23 protein-coding genes, 1 tRNA gene and 1 pseudogene are annotated in these 22975 nt (G+C 61.6%); 16 read left to right on the top strand and 9 right to left on the bottom strand.

Annotation, left to right across the window (positions count from 1 at the left end; genetic code table 11):
• The 9 genes and pseudogenes from WCA85_RS22735 to phoR all read left to right on the top strand — a co-directional run.
• A pseudogene (locus tag WCA85_RS22735) lies at window positions 1-102 on the top strand (dihydropteroate synthase); the annotation flags it as partial.
• A 27-nt stretch (window positions 103-129) separates the two neighbouring features.
• Window positions 130-1488, top strand: coding sequence for a phosphoglucosamine mutase (gene glmM, locus WCA85_RS22740; RefSeq protein ID WP_424067111.1), 1359 nt, complete (start codon window positions 130-132; stop codon window positions 1486-1488).
• Window positions 1489-1911: 423 nt separating this feature from the next.
• The gene (gene pstS, locus WCA85_RS22745) at window positions 1912-2943 is read left to right on the top strand and encodes a phosphate ABC transporter substrate-binding protein PstS (protein WP_424067112.1); all 1032 of its coding nucleotides are present in this window, start codon (window positions 1912-1914) and stop codon (window positions 2941-2943) included.
• 111 nt (window positions 2944-3054) lie between these two features.
• On the top strand, window positions 3055-4041 hold the full coding sequence (gene pstC / locus WCA85_RS22750; RefSeq protein ID WP_424067113.1) for a phosphate ABC transporter permease PstC: 987 nt from the start codon (window positions 3055-3057) through the stop codon (window positions 4039-4041).
• Entirely contained in the window at window positions 4038-4934 is an 897-nt protein-coding gene (gene pstA / locus WCA85_RS22755; RefSeq protein ID WP_424067114.1) for a phosphate ABC transporter permease PstA, read from the top strand. The genes pstC and pstA overlap by 4 nt, the downstream gene beginning before the upstream one ends.
• 15 nt (window positions 4935-4949) lie before the next feature.
• Window positions 4950-5798: a phosphate ABC transporter ATP-binding protein PstB gene (gene pstB, locus WCA85_RS22760; protein WP_424067115.1), complete on the top strand. Its 849-nt coding sequence runs from the start codon at window positions 4950-4952 to the stop codon at window positions 5796-5798.
• Window positions 5799-5828: 30 nt separating this feature from the next.
• On the top strand, window positions 5829-6533 hold the full coding sequence (phoU, locus tag WCA85_RS22765; protein WP_424067116.1) for a phosphate signaling complex protein PhoU: 705 nt from the start codon (window positions 5829-5831) through the stop codon (window positions 6531-6533).
• Window positions 6534-6560: 27 nt separating this feature from the next.
• Entirely contained in the window at window positions 6561-7262 is a 702-nt protein-coding gene (gene phoB / locus WCA85_RS22770) for a phosphate regulon transcriptional regulator PhoB (protein ID WP_006051991.1), read from the top strand.
• 206 nt (window positions 7263-7468) lie between these two features.
• Window positions 7469-8782, top strand: coding sequence for a phosphate regulon sensor histidine kinase PhoR (gene phoR / locus WCA85_RS22775; protein ID WP_424067117.1), 1314 nt, complete (start codon window positions 7469-7471; stop codon window positions 8780-8782).
• A 140-nt stretch (window positions 8783-8922) separates the two neighbouring features.
• Here the strand turns inward: phoR and ppk1 are convergent, their stop codons facing one another.
• Window positions 8923-10986, bottom strand: coding sequence for a polyphosphate kinase 1 (gene ppk1 / locus WCA85_RS22780; RefSeq protein WP_424067118.1), 2064 nt, complete (start codon window positions 10984-10986; stop codon window positions 8923-8925).
• Between the two features lie 202 nt (window positions 10987-11188).
• Here ppk1 and ppx point away from each other — a divergent pair, with 202 nt between their 5' ends.
• Window positions 11189-12769, top strand: coding sequence for an exopolyphosphatase (gene ppx, locus WCA85_RS22785; protein ID WP_424067119.1), 1581 nt, complete (start codon window positions 11189-11191; stop codon window positions 12767-12769).
• A 114-nt stretch (window positions 12770-12883) separates the two neighbouring features.
• On the opposite strand, the gene WCA85_RS22790 is transcribed toward ppx, so the two are convergent.
• A complete protein-coding gene (locus tag WCA85_RS22790) occupies window positions 12884-13699 on the bottom strand; it encodes a GNAT family N-acetyltransferase (protein WP_424067120.1) in 816 nt (271 codons plus the stop codon).
• Between the two features lie 257 nt (window positions 13700-13956).
• Window positions 13957-14415: a phosphohistidine phosphatase SixA gene (gene sixA, locus WCA85_RS22795; protein WP_424067121.1), complete on the bottom strand. Its 459-nt coding sequence runs from the start codon at window positions 14413-14415 to the stop codon at window positions 13957-13959.
• A 262-nt stretch (window positions 14416-14677) separates the two neighbouring features.
• On the opposite strand from sixA, the gene WCA85_RS22800 reads away from it, so the two are divergent.
• The 4 genes from WCA85_RS22800 (at window position 14678) to WCA85_RS22815 (ending at window position 17127) form a co-directional block, all read left to right on the top strand.
• Complete coding sequence (locus WCA85_RS22800; protein ID WP_424067122.1) at window positions 14678-14941, top strand: DUF4148 domain-containing protein; 264 nt, start codon at window positions 14678-14680, stop codon at window positions 14939-14941.
• A gap of 432 nt (window positions 14942-15373) precedes the next feature.
• A complete protein-coding gene (locus WCA85_RS22805; protein ID WP_424067123.1) occupies window positions 15374-15532 on the top strand; it encodes a hypothetical protein in 159 nt (52 codons plus the stop codon).
• Between the two features lie 629 nt (window positions 15533-16161).
• A complete protein-coding gene (locus tag WCA85_RS22810; RefSeq protein ID WP_424067124.1) occupies window positions 16162-16659 on the top strand; it encodes a hypothetical protein in 498 nt (165 codons plus the stop codon).
• Window positions 16660-16809: 150 nt separating this feature from the next.
• Window positions 16810-17127, top strand: coding sequence for a DUF4148 domain-containing protein (locus tag WCA85_RS22815; protein WP_424067125.1), 318 nt, complete (start codon window positions 16810-16812; stop codon window positions 17125-17127).
• Window positions 17128-17495: 368 nt separating this feature from the next.
• On the opposite strand, the gene WCA85_RS22820 is transcribed toward WCA85_RS22815, so the two are convergent.
• The 4 genes from WCA85_RS22820 to WCA85_RS22835 form a co-directional block, all read right to left on the bottom strand.
• Window positions 17496-17690 carry a hypothetical protein gene (locus tag WCA85_RS22820; RefSeq protein WP_424067126.1) on the bottom strand — a complete coding sequence of 65 codons (195 nt, stop codon included), beginning with the start codon at window positions 17688-17690 and terminating at the stop codon, window positions 17496-17498.
• Window positions 17691-17797: 107 nt separating this feature from the next.
• Window positions 17798-17874 (bottom strand) — tRNA-Pro (locus WCA85_RS22825).
• Between the two features lie 151 nt (window positions 17875-18025).
• A complete protein-coding gene (locus tag WCA85_RS22830; protein WP_424067127.1) occupies window positions 18026-19132 on the bottom strand; it encodes an S-adenosylmethionine:tRNA ribosyltransferase-isomerase in 1107 nt (368 codons plus the stop codon).
• Window positions 19129-19863 carry an SDR family oxidoreductase gene (locus WCA85_RS22835; RefSeq protein WP_424067128.1) on the bottom strand — a complete coding sequence of 245 codons (735 nt, stop codon included), beginning with the start codon at window positions 19861-19863 and terminating at the stop codon, window positions 19129-19131. Before WCA85_RS22835 ends, WCA85_RS22830 begins: the two co-directional genes overlap by 4 nt.
• Before the next feature lie 173 nt (window positions 19864-20036).
• On the opposite strand from WCA85_RS22835, the gene WCA85_RS22840 reads away from it, so the two are divergent.
• Entirely contained in the window at window positions 20037-20666 is a 630-nt protein-coding gene (locus tag WCA85_RS22840; protein ID WP_424067129.1) for a helix-turn-helix domain-containing protein, read from the top strand.
• 160 nt (window positions 20667-20826) lie between these two features.
• Here WCA85_RS22840 and WCA85_RS22845 read toward each other — a convergent pair whose 3' ends face one another.
• A complete protein-coding gene (locus tag WCA85_RS22845) occupies window positions 20827-21000 on the bottom strand; it encodes a hypothetical protein (RefSeq protein WP_424067130.1) in 174 nt (57 codons plus the stop codon).
• A gap of 181 nt (window positions 21001-21181) precedes the next feature.
• Here WCA85_RS22845 and WCA85_RS22850 point away from each other — a divergent pair, with 181 nt between their 5' ends.
• Window positions 21182-21370: a hypothetical protein gene (locus WCA85_RS22850; protein ID WP_424067131.1), complete on the top strand. Its 189-nt coding sequence runs from the start codon at window positions 21182-21184 to the stop codon at window positions 21368-21370.
• 276 nt (window positions 21371-21646) lie between these two features.
• On the opposite strand, the gene WCA85_RS22855 is transcribed toward WCA85_RS22850, so the two are convergent.
• A partial coding sequence (locus WCA85_RS22855) for an MATE family efflux transporter (protein ID WP_424067132.1) occupies window positions 21647-22975 on the bottom strand: 1329 nt, incomplete at its 5' end.

Consider the following 22975-nt stretch of genomic DNA (forward strand, 5'->3'; position numbering starts at 1 on the left):
GCTGGGCGCGGGGCGGCGATACTGCGTGTCCACGATGTCGCACAAACGGTTGATGCATTAAAAGTCTGGGCAGCCATGCGCGACGCAGCGCGTCGCAGCTGACCTTTGTAAGAAGAGGAAAACTACAAGATGGCACGTCGCTTTTTTGGTACTGATGGTATTCGCGGCAAGGTCGGTGATGCGCCGATCACACCGGATTTTGTATTGCGGCTCGGTTACGCGGCCGGCAAGGTGCTGGCGGGCGGAGACCGCTGGACCAATACGGGCCAGCGTCCCACCGTGTTGATCGGCAAGGACACGCGCGTTTCGGGCTACATGCTCGAAGCAGCGCTCGAAGCGGGCTTCTCGGCAGCTGGGGTCGACGTGATGCTGGCCGGTCCGATGCCCACGCCGGGCATCGCCTACCTCACGCGTGCGCTGCGGCTCGCGGCCGGCGTCGTGATCAGCGCATCGCACAACCCCTACTACGACAACGGTATCAAGTTCTTCTCGGCATATGGCGACAAGCTGCCAGACGACGTCGAACTTAAGATCGAAGAACAGCTGGATCTGCCGCTGGATTGCGCGGCGTCCGAGCAACTCGGCAAGGCGCGCCGCCTCGATGACGCGGCGGGCCGCTATATCGAATTCTGCAAGAGCACGTTCCCGGCGGCGTTCGACCTGCGCGGCATGAAGCTGGTGATCGACTGCGCGCACGGTGCCGCTTACGACATCGCGCCGCACGTGTTCCACGAACTGGGTGCTGACGTGATTCCGATTGGCGTCGCGCCGAACGGCTTCAACATCAACGACGGTGTGGGTGCGACGGCGCCGGACGCGCTAGTGCGTGCGGTGCGGGCGAATCACGCTGACCTCGGCATTGCGCTGGACGGCGACGCCGACCGTCTTCAGGTGGTCGACGCGGCAGGGCGGCTCTATAACGGCGACGAATTGCTGTATGTGCTGGTCAAGGACCGTATCGCCACTGACGGCAAGGTCGAGGGCGCCGTCGGCACGCTGATGACCAATATGGCGGTGGAAGTTGCGCTGCAACGCTCGGGTGTGAACTTCGTACGGGCCGCGGTCGGCGACCGCTACGTGCTCGAACAATTGCGTGAGCACGGTTGGCAGCTTGGCGCGGAGGGTTCGGGGCACATTCTGTCGCTTGATCGCCACTCGACCGGGGACGGCATCGTGTCGTCGCTGCTGGTCCTCGCGGCCATGAAGCGCAGCGAGAAGACGCTTGCGCAACTGCTCGAAGGCGTGACGCTATTTCCGCAAAAGCTGATCAATGTCCGGATGCAACCAGGCGCGGACTGGAAAGCGAGCGACGCGATCCGCCGCGCTATCAGTGCTGCCGAAAAGGCGCTCGAAGGACACGGCCGAGTGCTGATCCGCGCGTCCGGTACGGAGCCGGTGCTGCGCGTGATGGTGGAAGCCCAGGGCGTGAACGAGGCGGTGGGGCATGCAGAGGCAATCGCGAGTGTGGTCAAGCAGGCTACCGCCTGATCAGGGCGACCAGGGGGCGCTCCACGGCGAGATGTGAAGCCGGGGGCAGCCCTTCACTCATATCTGAAATTTTCGAGCAAGAAGGGCGGTCCTGCCGCGCGGGCCGGTTCTTTCGGCGCATCGCCCATCGCCGAAGGTTTCTCCAGCAGGTAGCCTCCGGCGTCACGGCCCCACGTTTCCTCCAGCACGCACCCTCCAGCGTCGCCCCCATTCCCCACACGCAAACGTTCACCCCGCACAATTTTCGCCTAATCTGTACAGACACAGCGAAACCGTTCTCCGCAGCGCTACAAAACCGCCGTTCCCGCCTTTCATCGCAGTAATGCTACTGTCACGCGATTTTCACCGTTAGTCACGTTAGTGTCATAAAGAGACCCTATTCTTCGCGGTGTCGTGTAATCCGCTCACACCACTGGAGGTCTCATGAAATTGATGCAAACCGCGTTCGCTGGCATGGCTGGCGCGCTCTTCGCGATCGCAGCGCAAGCCGCCGACATCACCGGCGCGGGCAGCACCTTTGCAGCACCGATCTACACGAAATGGGCTGACGCCTATCAGAAGTCCGGCGGCGGCAAGGTGAACTACCAAGGTATCGGTTCGTCGGGCGGCATCAAGCAGATCATCGCCAAGACGGTCGATTTCGCAGGTTCGGACGCTCCGCTGAAGGACGATGAGCTGGCCAAGGACGGCCTGTTCCAGTTCCCGACGGTTGTCGGTGGCGTGGTGCCGGTGGTGAACATCCCGGGCGTGAAGCCGGGTGACCTGGTACTGTCGGGCCAGGTGCTCGGCGACATCTACCTGGGCAAGATCAAGAAGTGGAACGACCCGGCGGTCGCCGCTCTGAATCCGAAGGCAAAGCTGCCGGATACGGACATCGCCGTGGTGCGCCGTGCTGACGGTTCGGGCACCAGCTTCATCTGGACGAACTACCTGTCGAAGGTCAACGCTGACTGGAAGTCGAAGGTCGGTGAAGGCGCAACGGTCAGCTGGCCGACGGGCACGGGCGGCAAGGGCAACGACGGCGTCGCAGCCTTCGTGCAACGTCTGCCGGGCGCGATCGGTTACGTCGAATGGGCCTATGCGAAGCAAAACCATATGGTCTACGTGGACATGAAGAACACGGCAGGCACGGTGGTCGAGCCGAAGACGGAAACGTTCAAGGCAGCCGCTGCTGGCGCAGACTGGTCGAAGTCGTTCTACCAGATCCTGACCAACGAGCCGGGCAAGGACGCATGGCCGATCGTCGGCGCAACGTTCGTGCTGCTGCACACGACGCAAGACAAGGCACCGCAAGGTGCCGAAACGCTGAAGTTCTTCGACTGGGCGTTCAAGAATGGTTCGCCGGCCGCTGACAGCCTGGATTACATCTCGCTGCCGGAATCGGTTGTGACTGAAATCAAGACGCAGTGGAAGGAAAAAGTAAAGGACGCATCGGGCAAGGCTATCGCCGAGTAAGCGTCGCGAAGTAGTAAGAAGCCGCCCAGCCTCATGTGAGGCTGGGCGGCTGTAGTACTGGTTGCATGGCGTTGTGTCGTGCAGCTTCTGGTATCAGGCACATAGGTTCCCATGTCCGACATCCAAATCGTGTCGAGCTCATCCCTCAGCGCAGGGCAGCAAAAGGCGCCCAGCCGCTCTGGCGATGTCATTTTTGGCGGCCTCGCGCGGCTCGCGGCGATTGTCACGCTGCTGCTGCTCGGCGGCATCATCGTCTCGCTGATCGTCGCTTCGCTGCCGTCGATCAAGCAATTCGGCCTCTCATTCCTGTGGACTTCCGACTGGGATCCACCAAGCAATAAGTTCGGTGCGCTCGTGCCTATCTATGGCACGATCGCCACGTCGATCATTGCGCTCGTCATTGCGGTGCCGGTCAGTTTCGGCATCGCCCTGTTCCTCACTGAACTGGCGCCCGCGTGGCTGCGCCGGCCGCTCGGCATCGCGATCGAGTTGCTGGCTGCGATCCCTTCGATCGTCTACGGTATGTGGGGCCTGCTGGTATTCGCGCCGATCTTTGCAACCTGGTTCGAAAAGCCGCTTGGCGTCGTGCTCGGCAGCGTGCCGTTCGTCGGCGCGTTGTTCCAGGGGCCGCCCATCGGTATCGGCATTCTCTGCGCTGGCGTGATCCTCGCCATCATGATCATTCCGTACATCGCCTCGGTGATGCGTGACGTGTTCGAAGTCACGCCTGTCCTGTTGAAGGAATCGGCGTACGGCATCGGCTGCACGACCTGGGAAGTGATGTGGAAGGTCGTCTTGCCGTTTACCAAGAGCGGCGTGATCGGCGGTGTCATGCTCGGCTTGGGTCGGGCGCTTGGCGAAACGATGGCCGTGACCTTCGTGATCGGCAACACCAACCTGCTGGACAACGTCTCACTGTTTTCGCCGGGTAACAGCATCACGTCGGCGCTCGCCAACGAATTCGCGGAAGCGGAGCCTGGCCTGCACACGTCCGCGTTGATGGAACTCGGCCTGATCCTCTTTGTGATTACTTTCATCGTGCTCGCGATATCGAAGATCATGCTGCTTCGCCTCGAAAAAGGGGAGGGCGCGAAATGAGCCAGCCCACCTTGAACATGCCGGGTTCGGACGACGCAGTCGCCCTCGAGGCGATGCGCAATCGCCTGCAGGGCCGCCGTCGCGTGACCAACGCGATTGCACTGACGCTCTCGCTGGCGGCAATGATCTTCGGCCTGATCTGGCTCGTGTGGATTCTGTTTACGACCTTGCGCCTGGGCATCGGTGGCTTGTCGATCGAGTTGTTCACGCAATCGACGCCGCCGCCGAATACCGATGGCGGTGGTCTCGCTAACGCCATCGTCGGCAGCCTGATGCTGATCGGCGTGGCGACGCTCGTCGGCACGCCAATCGGCATTCTGGCCGGCGTGTATCTCGCCGAATATGGTCAGAAGGGATGGCTCGCGAGCGTCACGCGTTTTATCAACGACATTCTGTTGTCGGCGCCGTCGATCGTGGTGGGCCTCTTCGTGTACGCGTTGGTAGTGGCGAAGATGGGTCACTTCAGCGGATGGGCCGGAGCGTTCGGCCTGGCTTTGCTGCAGATTCCAATCGTGATCCGCACCACGGAAAACATGCTGAAGCTGGTGCCGAACGCGTTGCGTGAGGCCGCCTTCGCACTCGGCACGCCGAAGTGGAAGATGGTCCTGTCGATTACGCTGAAAGCGTCGGTAGCGGGCATCATCACGGGCGTGCTGCTGGGTGTCGCGCGGATTGCCGGCGAAACGGCGCCGCTGCTGTTCACCGCGATGTCCAACCAGTTCTTCTCGTTGAACATGAATCAGCCGGTCGCCAATCTGCCGGTCACGATCTATCAGTTTGCGATGAGCGCCTTCCCGCAGTGGCAATCGCTTGCGTGGGCCGGCGTCTTCCTGATCACGCTTGGGGTGCTCGGTTTGAACATCCTCGCGCGTTCGATCTTCTCGACAAAGTAAGGGCGGAGTAATCCGATGAACATGGCAGAAACTCAACTTAACCCGACTGCGCGCCCGACGGCGCCCGCTGGTTTCGACCCCGCCCAGAGCGAGCACGCGCAAGCGTCGGCGCAGCCGAAAATCGAAGTCAATGATCTGAACTTCTTCTACGGCAAATACCACGCGCTGAAGAACATCAATCTGCGCATTCCCGCAGGCAAGGTGACCGCGTTCATCGGCCCGTCGGGTTGCGGCAAGTCCACGCTGCTGCGCACGTTCAACAAGATGTATGCGCTCTATCCGGAGCAGCGCGCCGAAGGCGAGATCCTGATGGACGGCGAAAACCTGCTTACGTCCAAGCGCGATATTTCGCTGCTGCGCGCACGGATCGGCATGGTGTTCCAGAAACCGACGCCGTTCCCGATGTCGATCTACGACAACATCGCGTTTGGCGTGAAGATGTTCGAAACGCTGTCGCGCTCGGAGATGGACGACCGCGTCGAATGGGCGCTGACCAAGGCCGCGTTGTGGAACGAAGTGAAGGACAAACTGGGGCAGAGCGGCTACGGCCTCTCCGGTGGTCAGCAGCAGCGTCTGTGCATCGCACGCGGCATTGCGATCCGTCCGGAAGTGCTGTTGCTCGACGAACCGTGCTCGGCACTCGATCCGATTTCGACGGGCCGTATTGAAGAACTGATCGCGGAACTGAAGAGCGATTACACGGTGGTGATCGTCACCCACAACATGCAACAGGCCGCACGTTGTTCGGACTACACTGCGTACATGTACCTCGGCGAGCTGATCGAATTCGGGGACACCGAAAAGATCTTTATCAAGCCGGTCCGCAAGGAAACTGAGGACTACATTACCGGCCGCTTCGGTTAAGCCGACGCCCCACCACACAGGGAGCACGACATGTCCGATAAACACCTCTCCAGCCAGTTCGACGCCGATCTGAATCTCGTTTCCTCGAAGGTCCTGGAAATGGGCGGTCTGGTTGAGTCGCAGATCGTCACCGCGATGAACGCGCTGAATAACTTCGATCTGGACCTGTGCGAACAGGTGATTGCCGCCGAAGAGCGCCTGAACAAGATGGAAGTCGACATCGACGAAGAATGCAGCAACATCATCGCGCGCCGTCAGCCGGCTGCACGTGATCTGCGTCTGTTGATCGCGATTTCGAAGACCATCACGAATCTCGAGCGCGCTGGCGACGAAGCCGAAAAAATCGCCAAGCGCACCAAGCGTCTGATGGAAGATGGCGCGTCGCGCACCATCAATATCGCCGAGATCAAACTGTCGGGCGAGATGGCAGTGTCGATCCTGCGCCGCGCGCTCGACGCGTTTGCGCGTCTCGATACGGTGGCCGCTGCGCAGATCGTGCGCGACGACAAGGCGATCGACGAAGAATTCCGCGCCTTCGTGCGCAAGCTGATTTCGTACATGACGGAAGATCCGCGTTCGATTTCCGTCGGTCTGGATTTCCTGTTCATCGCCAAGGCGATCGAACGGATTGGCGACCACGCGAAGAACATCGCTGAATTCATCATCTACATCGTCAAGGGCACCGACGTGCGTCACAAGTCACGCGACGCGCTTGAACGCGAAGCACTCAGTTAACCCCCGTATAAAGGTCAAGAGGTGCCGATGCCTAGCAGCATTCTCGTCATCGAAGACGAGCCCGCCATTTCCGAACTGATTTCGGTCAATCTTCAGCACGCGGGCCACTGCCCGATCCGCGCCTATAACGCGGAGCAGGCGCAGAACCTGATCAGCGATGTGCTGCCCGACCTCGTCCTGCTCGACTGGATGCTCCCGGGTAAATCGGGTATCGCGTTCGCGCGTGATTTGCGCAACAACGAACGCACCAAGCATATTCCGATCATCATGCTGACTGCACGTGGCGATGAACAGGACAAGGTGCTGGGTCTCGAAATCGGCGCGGACGACTACGTTACCAAGCCGTTTTCGCCGAAGGAACTGATGGCGCGGATCAAGGCGGTGTTGCGCCGGCGCGCTCCCCAGTTGACCGAAGACGTGGTGGCGATCAATGGCTTGAAACTCGATCCGGCAACTCATCGCGTCGCGGCGCACGCCGAAGGCAGCGAGATCAAGCTCGATCTGGGGCCGACGGAGTTCCGTCTGCTGCACTTCTTCATGACGCACCCGGAGCGCGTGCATAGCCGCACGCAATTGCTCGATCAGGTGTGGGGCGACCACGTGTTCGTCGAAGAGCGTACCGTGGATGTGCATATCAAGCGTCTGCGCGCCGCGCTCAAGCCGGCAGGGTGCGATGCTATGATTGAAACGGTTCGGGGCAGTGGTTACCGGCTCGCGAAAAGCGCTTGATCCGGGCGCTTAACTGAGGCTTCGTACCGGCCAGGCGAAAGGTGCGGTCGGAGCCTTTAGGGATATCAGACCAGCAGGCCTCACGGCCTACGCCGGTGTCTATGCAGGACGCGTTACGTCACGTGACCGGCGGGGATGAGCCCGCTTCACTACCGCGCTGCGCGCTCAAGCGTCGCGCGCATTGTCCTCTCTTCGATCACTAGAACATGAACATCATCTGGGCGCGCTCCATTGTGTCGATCGTGCTGCTTGCTGTTCTGTGCGCGTTGCTTGGCGTGTTCGTCAGCGTCAAAAGTGCACTGATCGTCGCGGTCGTCGTGCTCCTGGCACAAAGCCTCTTTGGCACCTTCCATAAACAACGTCTGTGGCGTTTGCTCGATGCGCCCGTCTACGGCGAAGTGCCTAGCGCGCCGGGTATCTGGGGCGAAATCTACTACCGCTTGCACAAGCTCGCCAAGCGCTGGCATGCCCAGGTGCGCCAGGTGGAGCAGCAGCATTCCCGTTTCATTCAGGCTATCCAGGCGTCGCCGAACGGCGTCGCGATGCTGGACGATCACGACCAGATCGAATGGTGTAACGCCATCTCCGAGTTGCACTTCGGCCTCGATGCGAAACGCGATCTACGGCAGCACATCACGCATCTCGTGCGCCAGCCCGACTTCGTGCGCTATCTGAACTCGCAGCACTACGAACAGATGCTGATCATGCGGGGCATGGGCGAGAAGCGCCAGAACGTGCTGTCGGTGCAGGTGTTTCCGTATGGCGAGAATCGCAAGCTGGTGCTGTCGCAGGACATTACCGAACTCGAGCGCACGGACGCAATGCGACGTGACTTCGTGGCCAACGTCTCGCACGAGTTGAAGACGCCGCTCACCGTGTTGTCGGGTTTTCTGGAAACGATGCGCGAGTTGCCGCTCGCAGAAACCGAACGCGCCCGATACCTGGAATTGATGGAACAGCAGGCATCGCGGATGCGGCATATTGTGAACGACCTGCTGGTGCTCGCCACGCTTGAAGGCAACAACAAGCCGCCGAGCGACCAGATGATCGACATGCACGCCGTGCTCAGGCATCTGCGCGACGACGCGGACAATCTGTCGAGCGACCACCACCGTATTACCTTCGACACCGACGAGGGCCTCACGGTCACGGGCGCCGAGACGGAGATTCTGAGTGCGCTCGGCAATCTCGTGACCAACGCGATCCGCTACACGCCGGACGGCGGCAAGATTCACGTGACCTGGCACATGAACGGAGGCCAGGCGGTATTTTCAGTGGCGGACAGCGGCCTGGGCATTCCCGCAGCGGAAATTCCGCGGCTCACCGAACGTTTCTACCGGGTTGACCGCAGCCGTTCGCGCGATACCGGTGGCACGGGGCTGGGTCTTGCCATCGTCAAGCATGTGCTGCAGCGGCACGATGCGCAGCTCGATGTGAAGAGTGAAGAGGGCCGGGGCAGCACGTTCATGGTGCGTTTCCCCACTTACCGCAGCGCGCGCTGCCTGCCGGCTGCGGTCTGAACTTCGATCCGGACACGACGGGTCGAGACACAAAGGTCGAGACAAAAAGAAAGCCCGCCGGTGTTTCAGGCGGGCTTCTTATATGGCGCGCTGCGGGGGTCTCGCAGCCCACTCTTGCCACACACAGCAAACTCAGAGACTCAGGGGCAAAACTTCCCTAACAGGCTCATCTGTGCGTTGCGTGAGGACTTGCCGGGCCTGCGGCGTCGATAGTGTCCGTCGCTTTGCATGAGCCACGCGGCCGTGTTGTCGCCGAGAAACGCTGACAGGCCTTCGGCGATCACGCGGCGCTTCAGGCGGCGATTGTTGATCGGAAACGCCACTTCCACACGCCGGAAGAAATTGCGGTCCATCCAATCGGCGCTCGAAAGATAGACCTGCTCCTTGCCGTCATCGTAGAAGTAATAGATCCGATGATGCTCAAGAAAGCGGCCCACGATCGAACGCACCGTGATGTTTTCCGACAGCCCCGGCACGCCCGGCTGCAACGCGCATACGCCGCGTACGATCAGGTCGATCTTCACGCCCGCCTGTGACGCTTCGTACAGCTCGGCGATCACAGTGGGCTCAAGCAGCGCATTCATCTTGGCGACAATGCGCGCCTTCTTGCCGGCTTTGGCATGCTCAGCTTCGGCGCGAATGGCGTCGACAAGCTTGGGGTGCAGCGTGAAGGGCGATTGCCACAACTCGTGCAGCTTTAGCTCGCCACCAATGCCAGTGAGTTGCTGGAACACATGGTGCACGTCTTCGCAGATCTTCTGGTCGGCCGTCATCAGCCCGAAGTCGGTATAAAGACGTGCTGTGCGCGGGTGATAGTTGCCGGTCCCCAGGTGACAGTAGCGCTTGAGCGTCATCTTGCCGTTGTGCGACACGCGCCGCACGATCAGCATCATCTTCGCGTGGCACTTGTGGCCTACCACGCCATACACGACGTGCGCGCCCACCGCCTCGAGCTGCGACGCCCAGTTGATATTGGTTTCTTCATCGAAGCGCGCCAGCAGTTCCACCACCACTGTGACTTCCTTGCCGTTGCGCGCGGCTTGCATCAAGGCGTCCATCAACGGCGAATCCGTGCCGGTACGGTAGATGGTCTGCTTGATGGCCATCACGTTCGGATCTTTGGCGGCCTGCAGCAGAAGTTCCAGCACCGGCTGGAAGCTTTCGTACGGGTGATGCAGCAGCACGTCGCCGTGGTCGATCACGTCGAACAGGCTCGCGCTATTGCTGACCTGCGACGGAATCGACGGAATATGCGGCACGAATTTCAGATCGGGACGGTCGACCATCTCCGGCAACTGCATTAGCCGCACGAGATTGACGGGACCGTCGACAAAGTAGCAGTCCTTCTCGGACAGGCTGCTTTCGTCGAGCAGGCGCCGCACCAGATGCGCCGGCGTATCCGCCGACACTTCGAGCCGCACGGCGTTGCCCAAATGCCGCGCGGGCAACTCACCTTGTAGCGCGACGCGCAAATTGGTGATTTCGTCTTCGTCGACGAAGAGTTCGCTATTGCGCGTGATGCGGAACTGATTACAGCTGCGCACCACGAGACTCGGAAACAATTCGCCCACGAAGCGTTGCAGCAGCGAGCTAAGCAGCACAAAACCGTGCGGATAGCCCGATAGTTCCTGCGGCATGCGCACGAGTCGGGGTAGTGCGCGCGGCGCCTGGACGATGCCCATCAGCGCCTGACGACCGAAGGCATCCTTGCCTTCCAGTTCGACCACGAAGTTCAGACTCTTGTTGAGTACGCGCGGGAACGGATGCGCGGGATCAAGCCCGATCGGCGTGAGCACGGGCAGCAGTTCGTCGAAGAAATAATTGCGCGCCCATTCGGTTTGCACTTCGTTCCACGCTTCGGTGCCGTGAAAATAGATGCCTTCGTGTTCGAGCGCCGAGAGCACGGTGTCGTGCAACATCGTGTACTGGCGATGCACGAGTTTCTGCGCGCGCTCGACCACGAGGTCGTACACGTGCTGCAGCGACATGCCGTCCGGCGACAATGCGCCAGGATTGTCGCGCATCTGTTCCTGCAGTCCGGCCATGCGGACTTCGAAGAATTCGTCGAGGTTGCTGCTGGTAATACAGATGAAACGCAAGCGTTCGAGCAAGGGCACGGCGGGATCGGCTGCTTGCGCAAGCACACGCTCGTTGAAACCCAGGATGCCCAGTTCGCGATTCAGCAGGGGGTAGCGGATGGACATCGGCAGCGGGACAGGAATGGCAGGAAGAGAAGGGGAGAGACGCTCGGAAATTCTCACAGTATGATGACGTTCTTATGACATTCGAATTGTCATAAATTCTACGCTTTATTGGCGTTGTGTCGTATAAATGACGCAGTGCCTATGGGACCATAACGCACGTCATAACCGCTAAGGTGACATCGTGAGGTCCGGGACGCTTAAAATGGCGACTTTGAACAGCGGGGTCAGGACCAATCTGGCCACGTTCGCACGAATGGAGTCCGCTCACTCGATGGTCAACACGCCCCAACTTCTCGCCGCAGTCGATCTCGGCTCCAACAGCTTCCGGCTAATCGTGGGCCGGGTCGAGGAGACCGACGCAGGCAGCCAGATCTATCAGGTCGATGCGCTGCGTGAGTCCGTGCGCCTCGCCGCCGGGCTATCGAGCGACAAGATGCTCGATCGCGCGTCGCAGGTGCGCGGCTGGGACGCACTCAAGCGCTTTGGCGAACGGTTGCGCGATTTCCATCCCGATCATGTGCGCGCTGTCGCCACCAATACGCTGCGCATCGCGAAGAACGCCGGCGAATTTCTCGGCGAGGCGCAGGCCGCGCTCGGTTTCCCGATTGAAGTGATCGCTGGCCGCGAAGAAGCACGTCTGATTTATGCCGGCGCTGCACACTCAGTGCCCGCGAGCCCGGGCAAGCGGCTTGTGGTCGATATTGGCGGTGGGTCAACCGAATTCATCATTGGCTCGCACTACACGCCGATCAAGATGGAGAGCCTGTATATCGGCTGTGTGAGCCATAGCCGGGCCTTCTTCCCAGCGGGCAACGTAGACGAATACACGATGCGCCAGGCCGAGCTGGCCGCGAGCCGCGAAATCCAGATCATCTCGCACGAGTACAAGAAAACCGGTTGGGAGCAGGCCATTGGCTCGTCGGGCACGGCGCGCGCGCTTGCCGAGCTGGTGGAAGCGAATGGCTTTAACGACCCGGGCGTGACGCACGGCATTTCGCGTGGCGGTCTCGAACGGCTCAAGCGTGCCTTGATCAAGGCGGAGAACGTCAACCGGCTGAAGCTGGTCGCACTCAAGGCCGACCGGATTCCGGTGCTCGCAGGTGGACTGTCGATCATGCTGGCGGTCTTCGAGGAGTTGGGTGTCGATTACGTCGATACCACCGACGGCGCCTTGCGTTTAGGCGTGCTGTATGACCTGCTGGGACGTTCGCAGCATGAAGACATGCGCACGGTCACGGCGGAGGGCTTCATGCGCCGCTATGGCGTGGATCGTCCGCAGGCGACGCGGATCGGCGAACTGGCGGTCAGGTTCTACGACCAGTTCGAAGAAGCCGATCCCGAGCGTCGCGCGGAAAACCGTATGTTCCTGAGCTGGGCGGCGTCGCTGCATGAGATTGGCCTGTCCATTTCGCACAGCGCGTATCACAAGCATTCGGCCTATATTGCCAGCAACGCTGACATGCCGGGCTTCTCGCGCACCGATCAGGCGCGGCTGGCGGCGCTCGTGCTGGGGCACGCCGGCAAGCTTGGCAAACTGTCGCAAACGCGTGAGGTGGAGTGGCCGCTGCTGTTCTGTCTGCGGCTTGCCGCGTTACTGTGCCGGCGCCGCGCCGATGTCGGCTTGCCGGGCATTTTCGTCGCCCGTGTGAACAACGGGTACGAAGTGCGTCTGCCGAATGAGTGGGTGGCGAAGAATCCGCTGACCGACTACAGCCTGATTCAGGAAGCGGCGGAGTGGGAGAAGGTTGGCATCCCGTATCGGGTGGTTTATACGGACGACTGACGAAATATTCAGGCTGGCGGCGTTGCGCATCAAGCACGTCTGACGCTTAAGGCACACAGCCCGGCAGAGTCGCTCTGCCGGGCTGTGTGCTTTTTAGCAAGCGCGTTGCTCGAATCAGACTGGCGATGCGTCGCCGAGGAAATGACGTGCGTAGCGCGCATTGATTTCCGACAAACGCAGCAACGTCAGGAAATCGGCCGTATTGAAGTCAGGATCCCAGGCGGGTGCACCGCAAATTTTCGCGCCGAGTCGCAGATAACCTTTGATGAGCGGCGGCGGTGTGACCGCTGCGCCCGTTTGCAGTTCATCGACGGGCAGCGGCGTGTGCGGAAAGGCGTGGTACTCCTGCGCGGTCATTGCATTCTCGCGCAGCGCGCAATACAGGTTCGCCGCGTAGTGGCCGCCATCGGCCATCGCCACGCTTGCGCAACCGAGCATCGTTTCATAGCCGTTGTGCAGCATGTACGACGCGAGGCCACCCCACAGCGACATGATCACCGCGCCGCTGCGATAGTCCGGGTGCACGCACGAGCGGCCTACCTCTACCATCTTCGCGCGCAGATGCGTGAGACGCGAGACGTCGAACTCGCTTTCGGCGTAGAGACGCCCAATGCGCGCCGCCTGATGCGGCGGCAACGCGCGATACGTGCCAACCACTTTCAGCGTGTCGAGGTCGCGCACCAGCAGGTGATCGCAATACATATCGAACGCATCGACGTCGAGGCCCGCGGGGCCCGTCAGGCGTGCACCCATCTCGTCGGCGAAGACGCGATAACGCAGGCGCTGAGCTTCGCGAAGCTCTTCGTCGCTACGTGCCCAGGCCACTTGTAACCGGTGCTGTTCAGTGACGGTTTCAGCGGCGCGCGGCAGACCGCGGCGGGAATCCAGACTGCTAGCGAGCGGAGGGGAGGACGTCGGCAGATCTTGCATTGTGGCGTTCCTGGTGGAAAAGGTGGAGGGTCTTTTTTTCCGCCAATGTAGTAACGCCTGGTGACGCTCGCATGGCAATGCAGTGACCGTTGCATGACGGTCCGTAAGCCGGTTCGATGCAGGTCCGTAAGCGCGACGCAATACGAACGCAAGTTGTGAGCGGCCGACGCTTGTGCGGGCCGGGTGATGCGCGATCTGCGCCTGGGCGTGAAGCAATGCGCGCATCCGGCCCGCAGGCCTGGCGTGGTGTGAGCGATTTACAACAGATCAGGACTGATGGCCGCGCGCAACACAACCTGCTCGTCGCCCTCGCGCTCGCGATTGGCTAGCCACCACAGCCCCGCTTTCTTTAGCGGCCAGCTTGAATCGCTGTTGGCGAGCAGTTGCGCCGCCACCTGGCCGAGCGTGGGCTGATGGCCGACGATCACCACGGTAGGCGCGATGCCTTCCGGCCAGCCGGCCGCGCTGAGTACCTGGGCGGCGCTGCCACCGGGCGCCAGTTCCCGGACCACCCGGTACTGGTCAGTCAGGCTCTCGACGGTTTGGATCGTGCGTATCGCAGGGCTGGCGAGGATCACGGCGTCGTCGTCAAGGCGGGCGCGCAACCACTTCGCGACGCTTTGCGCCTGTTTGCGGCCTCGGGTGGTGAGCTGACGGGCCAGATCGGTGGGGGCGATGTCTTCAGCTTCAGCATGGCGCCAGAGGATCAGATTCATGCGTGTCTCCAGGTTTTGTCGGCGGGGCCTAAGCATCGGCGCCGCTGGTTTGTTCCACTGTCGCATGGGAGAGGAGTGACAGCAAGGCGGGCGGGCGCGTCGGCTTGCACCGGCCTTTGCGCCGGATTGTGACGTTTTTGACAACAGTCTATTCAGAATCTAGGTATTTACCCTAATCGTTGGGGCGGGTAGAGTGCGGTTCATCGGTCGCAAACCCAGGTGTTTGCGACACCGGAAAGAACAATCCTTGGAGGTCGTTATGATGAAGTCGCTGCTCGAAGCTGTTGCCATCGCCGCTCTTATCTCTGCACCGCTCGCCGCAGTTGCTCAATCCGAGCAACCGCTGACCCGCGCACAAGTGCGTGCCGATCTGGTTCAGGTTGAAAAGGCTGGCTACAACCCGAACGACTGGATTCACTACCCGGAAAACATCCAGGCAGCTGAATCGCGTATCGCTGCTGAAAAACAAGCTGGCGCCAGCGGTTATGGCTCGGGCAGCAACGGCGCGTCGCAAGCTGGCAACTAATCCGGCAACGGGTTTCACCGTTGACGTGATCGGATGCCGGTTGGCCGTTCAGATTTTAGTATGCGGCGCGGCGGTTACGAACCGGGTCCATTGAATGGGCCGCGAGTTCGACCGGTGCGCCGGGCAAGAAACATGACGGGCTACGACCTGCAAGCTAGCGCCTTTGCGCACGGCTCAGGGTCCGGCATCCGGCATCACAAAGCAGGCCGCATCTCTCGCTGAGGATGCTGGCCTGTTTTGCCAATCTGGCCATATGGCCGTGCGAGCTTCGAACTTCGTGGTTAAGTGCGGGGCATCGCTCAGTGTTTCGGTGACGAGACACTGGTGCATGACAGGCGCGCGTGGCCGCTTCGGCCCGGTGCTCGACGCTTCTGATGTCTTTGGACGTGAAGCGCCACTGGTGGTTGCTGCATCATCTGATGAGAGGCTGCGATGGACGCGACGGTGTTGGGCACGGCAATCGGGTTGACGGTCCTGGTGATCGCCGGAGTATTTGCGATTGGACATTACCGACGCGAGCGTCTGCGCAACCGCGTGATTGGCGACATGCAACAACGCCGTCTTTATGATCTCAACGTACCGAAGCACTAACCGCAGCGCAATCATGGGCGACGCCGGTTAAACGTGATTCGTGCGACGCGCGGGTTGCGACACGGCGCCGGTGCTGATTCGACTGGCCAGACCGGCTGCGCCAAATGCCAGATGCGGGGTAACATGAGCGCACAGCGAACTGAACGTTAGCGACGCTTCTGGTCCGGTTCGTTACAACGCCTGTGGCGAGGTGCGCGATGTCCTCGAATCGATGCTTGAAACTATTGACGGTGCTCGGGATGTTCTGCGTCCTCGCGGCTTGCGCCAATGTGAACAACCCCGCGTCACAACCCGATCAGACAGCCGCTGTTAAGCCTGCTGGCGCTTGTGAGGGTCCGGATGGCCTGGTCGCGGACGGCAGCGTCGTAGCCAAGTGCTTCTTGCCGAATCAAGGTGTGACCGGTTGTCCGCAGTACATGTGTCAACGATGTAGCGACGGCCACCTCAGCGGGCAGTACAGCTGCCGGTTGCAGTGAAAACGCTGTCTCCCGTTGACCCGGTCCTTTACGGCGCCACCAGCTCGACACCGAGCGCTATCACGGACGCGGACCGGGGCAGGCGTGCGCGGCCCATCAAAGTGGTCGTCTGTCGCTACAATCGTCTGATCGAATCTCAGACGGAGTGACTGGATGTCCAGCCTGTCGATTGTTGCCCGCCTCTCATCCGAAGCCTTAACACCCGCAGATCTACAAGCGCAGGACCGCCGTTCAGCGCGGTACGTGACGACGTATCGGCTTACGCGCGCGGCAGCGCTGCTTTTCTCGCTGCATTGCGCGGGCGCGCTGGCGGGTGATATTGCGCGTGATACACCTGCTGCATCAATGGCTCTCGCGCAAGGTTTGTATGCGACGCCGGGACAATCGGCATCGGTCTCGCCCGTGGTCACGCCGACGGTCACCGCGTCGCCGCTACCGTCTCCAGTCACCACGCCGCCGCCTCCGCCTGAACCTTCTGCGGCTCACGTTTCTGTCGGCACACCTTCGCCTGGCGTCACATTAGCGCCTGCCGCAGCCCCTCAGGCTAACTGGACCAACTATGTGGGAGTCGTTGCGGGCCTCGTAGGTGCGATTACAGGGATCGCTGGCGCCATCATGGGATACCTTGGTCTGCGCCGTCGCCGCCTGTGATTGGCCTGGCTTGCATTGTCAGATTTTTGAGAATAGTGATTTCGGGAATTAGGTATTTACCCTGACGCATCGTCTCCTTAGACTGTCTTCACCGGCTGCAAACAAGACCGCTTGCAGCGCAGTTCAAAACAATCTTCGGAGGTAGTAATCATGAAATCGCTCATCAAGGCTGTCGCTCTTGCTGTTGTTCTCGCCGCTCCCGTTGCATCGTTCGCGCAAGCGAATCAGCCGGTGACCCGTGCGCAAGTCAAGGCCGAGCTCGTTCAGCTGGAGGCCGCTGGCTACAACCCTGGCCGCAGCGGTCGGGACCCGTACTATCCGGCCGACCTCCAGGCAGCCGAGGCACGAGTAGCTGCTGAGAATGGCTCGACTAGCGGCGTTGGTGGTGTGGTTGGCGGATCGTCGCAATCTGGCGCCGTCGCAGTGTCTGCGGCTACCGGCCCCCGTTCGGTTTACTTTGGTCACTAACCAGTCAGATTGGCGAGCCGTTGGCGATTTATCCGATCGCTGACATTGCCGGTTGAGCGCGCTGTACCCATTGCGCGCACTCGTTTTATTGTGTTGGCCCGTTACCGCTGCAATGCGCGATAACGGGCCAATTTGCTTTAGGGTTCTCGGTTCGCCTTGCACGCGTGTCTTGACCGTTCGAATCTATAGTTCGTAGTGCCAGGCGTCCTTCGAGAAAAACTGGGTGCTACAAATGATGGTTAGGTAATTGATCTCGCCAGAACGCTTTGTGGAGGTTTCGCACCCGGAGATTGAAGGGCACAGCTTTCGCAGTAGGGAATGCGCAAAGGTGTCGGCGTGAACGTTGCTGGTGGAGATCGACGAGTACGTCAGACGTAGTTCGGACGATGCTGCGGAGGCCGGTGATGATGGTGGCGCGGCGGCGGCACCTGGCGGCAACGGCGCACGAGATGGCCTCGATACCAGACCCGTTTGCATACCACACGCGGATGCGCCTCAGCGGTAACGGGCGCAAGTGTGGCGGCAAAGGCCGCGACGAGGATGAGCGATATGAATTTGCGCACAGATCGATTCTCGAACGGAGTCGGATTCACGTCGGCGGCCGCGGTTCTGCGCAACGCGGAAAAGAAAAAAGGGTTACAGGCCGAAGCCTGTAACCCTTTGAATCTACTGGTCGGAGCGATAGGATTCGAACCTACGACCCTCTGATCCCAAATCAGATGCGCTACCAGGCTGCGCTACGCTCCGAACGAATCCAAGATTCTATCTGCCTTTACTCCACAGCGTCAATGTCGAAATGCGAAAAATCTTCACATAGGCGTTGGGGCGCTTTCTTCTCTGCTTCGTTTCCCCGTCCCGCTTAACGTCGGCGTTTAACTCCTGGGCTCGGCACAAGGGTCTAGCACGTCACACAGCCTTCGCGGGCGCTGACTGCATCGAGGCATTGTTCGCGCAACGCACACGCGCGTCGTTCGATCCACACTGAGTCGCCGAACTCATGGGTCCGGTAGCGATGCGCGTCGAGTTCCTCGGATGCACACTGCAATGTCAGCGTATCGGTGAAGGCGCGCAGTAATGCGTAGTGGCTGGTATCCGGTTCGTGCGTGCCGGACACGATCACATCGACGATCCGTAACGCAGAGTGCGGACCGATCCGCTGTGTCGCCAGGCCTTCCCCCGCCGGCACGATGCCAGCAGTCACGCTCGCCGCATGTTCGAGCGCCCGCACGACCGTCGTGCCGATGGCGACCACGCGCCCATGCCGCGCACGCGTCGCTGCGATCAGCGCAGCGGTGCCTGCCGGAATGCGATACGGCTCGTCAAACGGCAGATGTCGATCGAGTGCCTCATCGCCGGTAGATGACAGCCCAGCGGCGTGCGTTAGCGTGGCAAAGCCAATCCCGCGTGCGCGCATGACGTCGATGCTGTGCCAGTCGAGCACGAAGGCCGCCGACGGCGGTTCGAACGCGACCGGTTGAGCGGCGATGGGCGTCCATACATCCCAGAGCGCGAGCGCTTGCTGCATATGGGCATACTGGACTGGCCGACCCTGTTGAGCGAGGGCACGCCAGATCGCTGTGGCGTCGCCATCGAATTGCAGTTCGACGAGCCGAGGATGCTCAAGCAAGCGCACGATGGTTGCGTCAATGGTCCCGAGCGTGAGCCGGTCGCGAGGTGCGAGCGCGGGCGGCATTGGCCGTGCTTCGGTCGGCGTATGAAAATCGCCGGTGCCGAACACCACGGCGCTAAAGCGTTTCACGTCCTGCGGATCGAGCGAGGCGCGCCCCGCAAGCCTCACTTCGATTTGCGCGCCGCTGCGTCGATGGATGCCAGGCAGGCTCGCGGGCAAGGTCGCGGCGTCGTTTGCAATCACGCAATCGCCCTCACGAAGCAATTCGATAAACGCGGTACGCGGACGATGCTCGATGTGACCGCGCGGATCGATCACCAGCAGGCGCGCATCGCGAGGACGTTGAAGCGGCAGAGTGGCGGCACGCAAGCTCATACTTGTTCTCCTTCGAGACTCACCGGTTGGCGCAGCGCGTACAACGCGGCCGCAATCGCGTCGGCGAATTCGCGTGCCGCAGTGGCGGGGCGTTTCAGACTAGCGGGATCAGCGTCGGGCACGGCGAGCGCGTGCAGCGGCGTGTCCATATCGCCTGGATCGAGTGACAGCACGCGCACGCGCTGGGCGGCCAGTTCGAGGTCCCAGATGCGGCTCAGGTGCCGCAGTCCGGCCTTGCTCGCCCCGTAGGCGCCCCACGTGGGATATGGTTCGATGGCGGCATCGCTGGATACGTTGAGCACCAGCGCGCCGCCGTGTTCACGTGCGGCCGCGGTGAGCGAGCCGAGCAACGCGCGGGTAAGGCGGAAAGGGCCGAGCAGATTGGTGGCGAGTGCGGTTTCGAAGTCTTCGCATTCGGTATCGGCAAGCTGCGCGAGCGGCACGGGCCCGAGGGTCGAGGCGTTGTTCACCAGCACGTCGACTCCGCCGAGCAGGCCGCTGATCTGCATCGCCAATGGGTAAATATCGTTCTTGCAGGACACATCGCCGACGAGACCCACCGCCTTGGATCGACTGGCGGCCACCTTGGCCACGGGTCGTGAATCGCGCGCGACGAACGCAACGCGCGCGCCGCGCGCCAGCAATTCATCGAGCAATGCGAGGCCGAGTCCCGAGGTGCCACCGGTGAGTGCGACGCGTACGCCCTGCAGGTTTGCATTGTTGGGGACCATTTGGATTCTCCATTTCGGGGTGTCACTCGGGAGTGACTGGGGCCACCTGAGTTGACTGAAGGTGACTTCAGGAAGAGGCTGCGTGCCCTGCGTCTCTCCAATGGCCCGATAATAGGAAGCCCACGCCGCACGGCCGAGTGCGATGTCCAACTCCTTGTCAGAAAGTCGATACGATGGACGAATCAACTCCAGAACACGCTCAAGCACCCGCTGCCGAGAATGCGCCGGATACCGCCCACGATGCCTCGCATGCCGCCCAGCACCTGGCGCGCAACCTGGTGGCGTTGCGGCATGCGCGGGCGCTGACGCAGGAGGGACTGGCGAAAGCCTCGGGGGTGCCACGCTCGACGGTGGCGAATCTGGAGTCGGGCGAGGGCAATCCGTCGCTGGCAGTGTTGATGAAGGTGGCGGGTGCACTCGGTGCGCCGCTCGATGAACTGCTTGCGTCGCCGCGTGCCAAGGTGCGCAAGTGGTCGATTGACGATATCTCCGCGCAGAATCGCGGCAATGGCTTGACGATCCGGCCGCTGGTCCCGGAGCCGATGCCCGATGGCATCCTCGAGACCATGTCGTTCGCGCCCGGCGGCTACATGCGTGGCACGCCGCATTTGCCGGGCACGCGTGAATATTTCACCTGCATTGCAGGGCGCGTCGCGATTTTCGTCGCGGGTGAAAGGCATGGACTAGCAACGGGTGACGTGCTGGCCTTCCCCGGTCATGTGCCGCATTCGTACCGCAATGAGGATCCTCAGCGGGAGGCGCTGGGCGTGTCGATTGTGGTGTTGGCAAAGGCGGGGGTGTAACGGCTCGCCGACGGCGGCTTGATAACGCGCTCAGCGCGCCGCACATCGTCTACCGTTGTCAGCCAACGCTCATCCATGCTGTGAGGCGAGCACCGCCTCGCAGCAGGAAACGTCAAATAGGACGAGACGCGCGGCTTAACCGCCGCGATGGGCTCTGAGGTCAGTGTCTGCGCCGGATCCGGTTGAGCACGTGATGCTCGGACAACCAGTGGTGCATCATGCCTTCACCGTTGTGCTCGCGACGGTAGGTGCGCGATTCGAAAATCGATAGCCCCACCAGTACCAGCAGACCCACACCGAGTCCGATGAATCCTGCTACCTGTTCAGCATCCATGGCAGCCTCCTTTGACGACCGCAGCCATGCATACATAGTAGGTCAGTCCGCGGAAAAAAACGCAGGGGACTCGCGCGCAAGCGCAGCATGCAGGCGAAATGCAAGCGTTGCGGCGGTGCGGCATGCTTTGCGGGTAGACTCTCCTCGCGTCTGACGTTGTTTTGTTTCCCTTAGAGAGTCTATGAATCGCCTTTTGCTGATTTCCTGCCTTGCGGCGGCCCTGTGCGGCTGCTCGAACGATCCCGCTTCCGGTCACCATGCGCCCCCGAAAGATCCGGCCGACTATCACGGCGTGCCGACCGACGACCGGCCGCCTTCCATGCTCAACGAAGCTGACCCTCAGGCAGCGCCGCAAGCCAAACCGCAATAAAACGCGGGTGGGTGTGCGCGCTTTATTCTGCCCAGACAGCCGCATTGGGGCCTGTCGCGCCGCAAAGTCGCCGAAAACCCGTTGAAAGGGCGCTGAAAAGGCGAAGCTCCGGCGCGGGCACGCCGGAGCCTCTGACCCGCGCATACTGTTCGCGCGGAGTGCGCGGGCTGTCCTGATTCTAGGAGGAGTGGCCTGTGAGACTTGTGTGCGCTTGTTTCAAGCGGTAACTGGAATGCATGGCATCCGCGGCGGAGCCGTCCTCTGCCGCGTCAATCGTCAGCCCTGAGGCGCACTTGCCGCCGGGATGGTCTCTACGATGCGCGGCAGCAGACGCATCAGCGTGGCACCGCGCACGGCCATGAACACCAGCAGCGCCGCCCACAGTCCCTGGTTGCCCTGCACCGGCATAAACGCCCACGAAGCCGCGAGGAACACGGCGAGCGAGATCGCCATCGACACCATCAACTCGCGCGTGCGGGTCGCGCCAATGAACACGCCGTCCAGCAGAAATCCCCATACGGAAATCACAGGGGAGAGGGCTGCCCATGGCAGATACGCCTCAGCCGTTGCGCGCACGGCTGCCTGGTCGGTCAGGCGTTCGATGATCCAGTTCCCCGTGCTCCAGTAGACGAGCGCAAACCCGAGCGCGCCGAGTGCGGACCAGAACATCGTTACCTTGACCGCCTGGCGAAACGCGTGCCGGTCGCGCGCCCCGATGGCGGCGCCCACCAGGGCTTCGGCCGCGTGCGCGAAGCCGTCGAGCCCGTAGGCCATAAAGGTCTGGAAGTTGAGCAGGAGCGCGTTGGCGGCGAGCACCGTGTCGCCTTGCCGCGCGCCCAGATGGGCGAACCAGCCAAACGAGCCGATTACACACAGCGTGCGCAGGAAAATGTCGCGGTTCAGGGCGAACAGGCGCTTCAGAGCCGCGCCGTGGAATAGAGCTGCGCGCTGGAGCGGCACGACGCCGCGTGGCCGCAGATGCCAAAGCAACGCGGCACCGAGCACGAAACCGAGCGCGTCAGCGGTTGCCGTTGCAGCGCCGATCCCGGCAATGCCCCAGTGGAACGCGTAGACGTACGCCAGCACGGCGACGATATTGACGCTGTTGATGAACACCTGGGTAGCCAGCGCGAGCCTCACGCGCTGCGTGCCGAGCAGCCAGCCCAGCACGACATAGTTGGCAAGCGCGAGCGGTGCGGCCCAGATGCGCGCGTGACAGTAGACCTGTGCCTGGTGCTGGACTGCGGCGCTGCCGCCGATCACCCCCAACGCGTAGTCGATCAGTGGCATCTGCAGCAGCAACACGGCCGCGCCGATTGCCAGCGCGAGCACCAACGCGCGTACGAGGTTATCCCGCAGACCGGTGTGATCGTGGGCGCCCCACGCCTGGGCGACGAGTCCGGTCGTGCCCATGCGCAAGAATCCGAAACCCCAGAACACGAAGCTGAAGAACAGGCCGCCGAGCGCCACGCCGCCGAGATACGACGCGTCTTCCAGATGGCCGGCGACAGCGGTGTCGACGGCGCCGAGAATCGGCTGGGTCAGGTTGGCCAGAACAATCGGAACGGCCAGCGTGAGTACGCGCCGGTGCCAGCGCACCGGCAC

This window comes from Paraburkholderia sp. (genome assembly GCF_049581445.1).
GTDB lineage: Bacteria > Pseudomonadota > Gammaproteobacteria > Burkholderiales > Burkholderiaceae > Paraburkholderia.

Bases quoted from the DNA above. Each gene is read 5' to 3' on its own strand.
- glmM (WP_424067111.1), top strand. From the start codon at position 130: ATGGCACGTCGCTTTTTTGGTACTGATGGTATTCGCGGCAAGGTCGGT.
- pstS (WP_424067112.1), top strand. From the start codon at position 1,912: ATGAAATTGATGCAAACCGCGTTCGCTGGCATGGCTGGCGCGCTCTTC.
- pstC (WP_424067113.1), top strand. From the start codon at position 3,055: ATGTCCGACATCCAAATCGTGTCGAGCTCATCCCTCAGCGCAGGGCAG.
- pstA (WP_424067114.1), top strand. From the start codon at position 4,038: ATGAGCCAGCCCACCTTGAACATGCCGGGTTCGGACGACGCAGTCGCC.
- pstB (WP_424067115.1), top strand. From the start codon at position 4,950: ATGAACATGGCAGAAACTCAACTTAACCCGACTGCGCGCCCGACGGCG.
- phoU (WP_424067116.1), top strand. From the start codon at position 5,829: ATGTCCGATAAACACCTCTCCAGCCAGTTCGACGCCGATCTGAATCTC.
- phoB (WP_006051991.1), top strand. From the start codon at position 6,561: ATGCCTAGCAGCATTCTCGTCATCGAAGACGAGCCCGCCATTTCCGAA.
- phoR (WP_424067117.1), top strand. From the start codon at position 7,469: ATGAACATCATCTGGGCGCGCTCCATTGTGTCGATCGTGCTGCTTGCT.
- ppk1 (WP_424067118.1), bottom strand. From the start codon at position 10,986: ATGTCCATCCGCTACCCCCTGCTGAATCGCGAACTGGGCATCCTGGGT.
- ppx (WP_424067119.1), top strand. From the start codon at position 11,189: ATGGCGACTTTGAACAGCGGGGTCAGGACCAATCTGGCCACGTTCGCA.
- WCA85_RS22790 (WP_424067120.1), bottom strand. From the start codon at position 13,699: ATGCAAGATCTGCCGACGTCCTCCCCTCCGCTCGCTAGCAGTCTGGAT.
- sixA (WP_424067121.1), bottom strand. From the start codon at position 14,415: ATGAATCTGATCCTCTGGCGCCATGCTGAAGCTGAAGACATCGCCCCC.
- WCA85_RS22800 (WP_424067122.1), top strand. From the start codon at position 14,678: ATGAAGTCGCTGCTCGAAGCTGTTGCCATCGCCGCTCTTATCTCTGCA.
- WCA85_RS22805 (WP_424067123.1), top strand. From the start codon at position 15,374: ATGGACGCGACGGTGTTGGGCACGGCAATCGGGTTGACGGTCCTGGTG.
- WCA85_RS22810 (WP_424067124.1), top strand. From the start codon at position 16,162: ATGTCCAGCCTGTCGATTGTTGCCCGCCTCTCATCCGAAGCCTTAACA.
- WCA85_RS22815 (WP_424067125.1), top strand. From the start codon at position 16,810: ATGAAATCGCTCATCAAGGCTGTCGCTCTTGCTGTTGTTCTCGCCGCT.
- WCA85_RS22830 (WP_424067127.1), bottom strand. From the start codon at position 19,132: ATGAGCTTGCGTGCCGCCACTCTGCCGCTTCAACGTCCTCGCGATGCG.
- WCA85_RS22835 (WP_424067128.1), bottom strand. From the start codon at position 19,863: ATGGTCCCCAACAATGCAAACCTGCAGGGCGTACGCGTCGCACTCACC.
- WCA85_RS22840 (WP_424067129.1), top strand. From the start codon at position 20,037: ATGGACGAATCAACTCCAGAACACGCTCAAGCACCCGCTGCCGAGAAT.
- WCA85_RS22845 (WP_424067130.1), bottom strand. From the start codon at position 21,000: ATGGATGCTGAACAGGTAGCAGGATTCATCGGACTCGGTGTGGGTCTG.
- WCA85_RS22850 (WP_424067131.1), top strand. From the start codon at position 21,182: ATGAATCGCCTTTTGCTGATTTCCTGCCTTGCGGCGGCCCTGTGCGGC.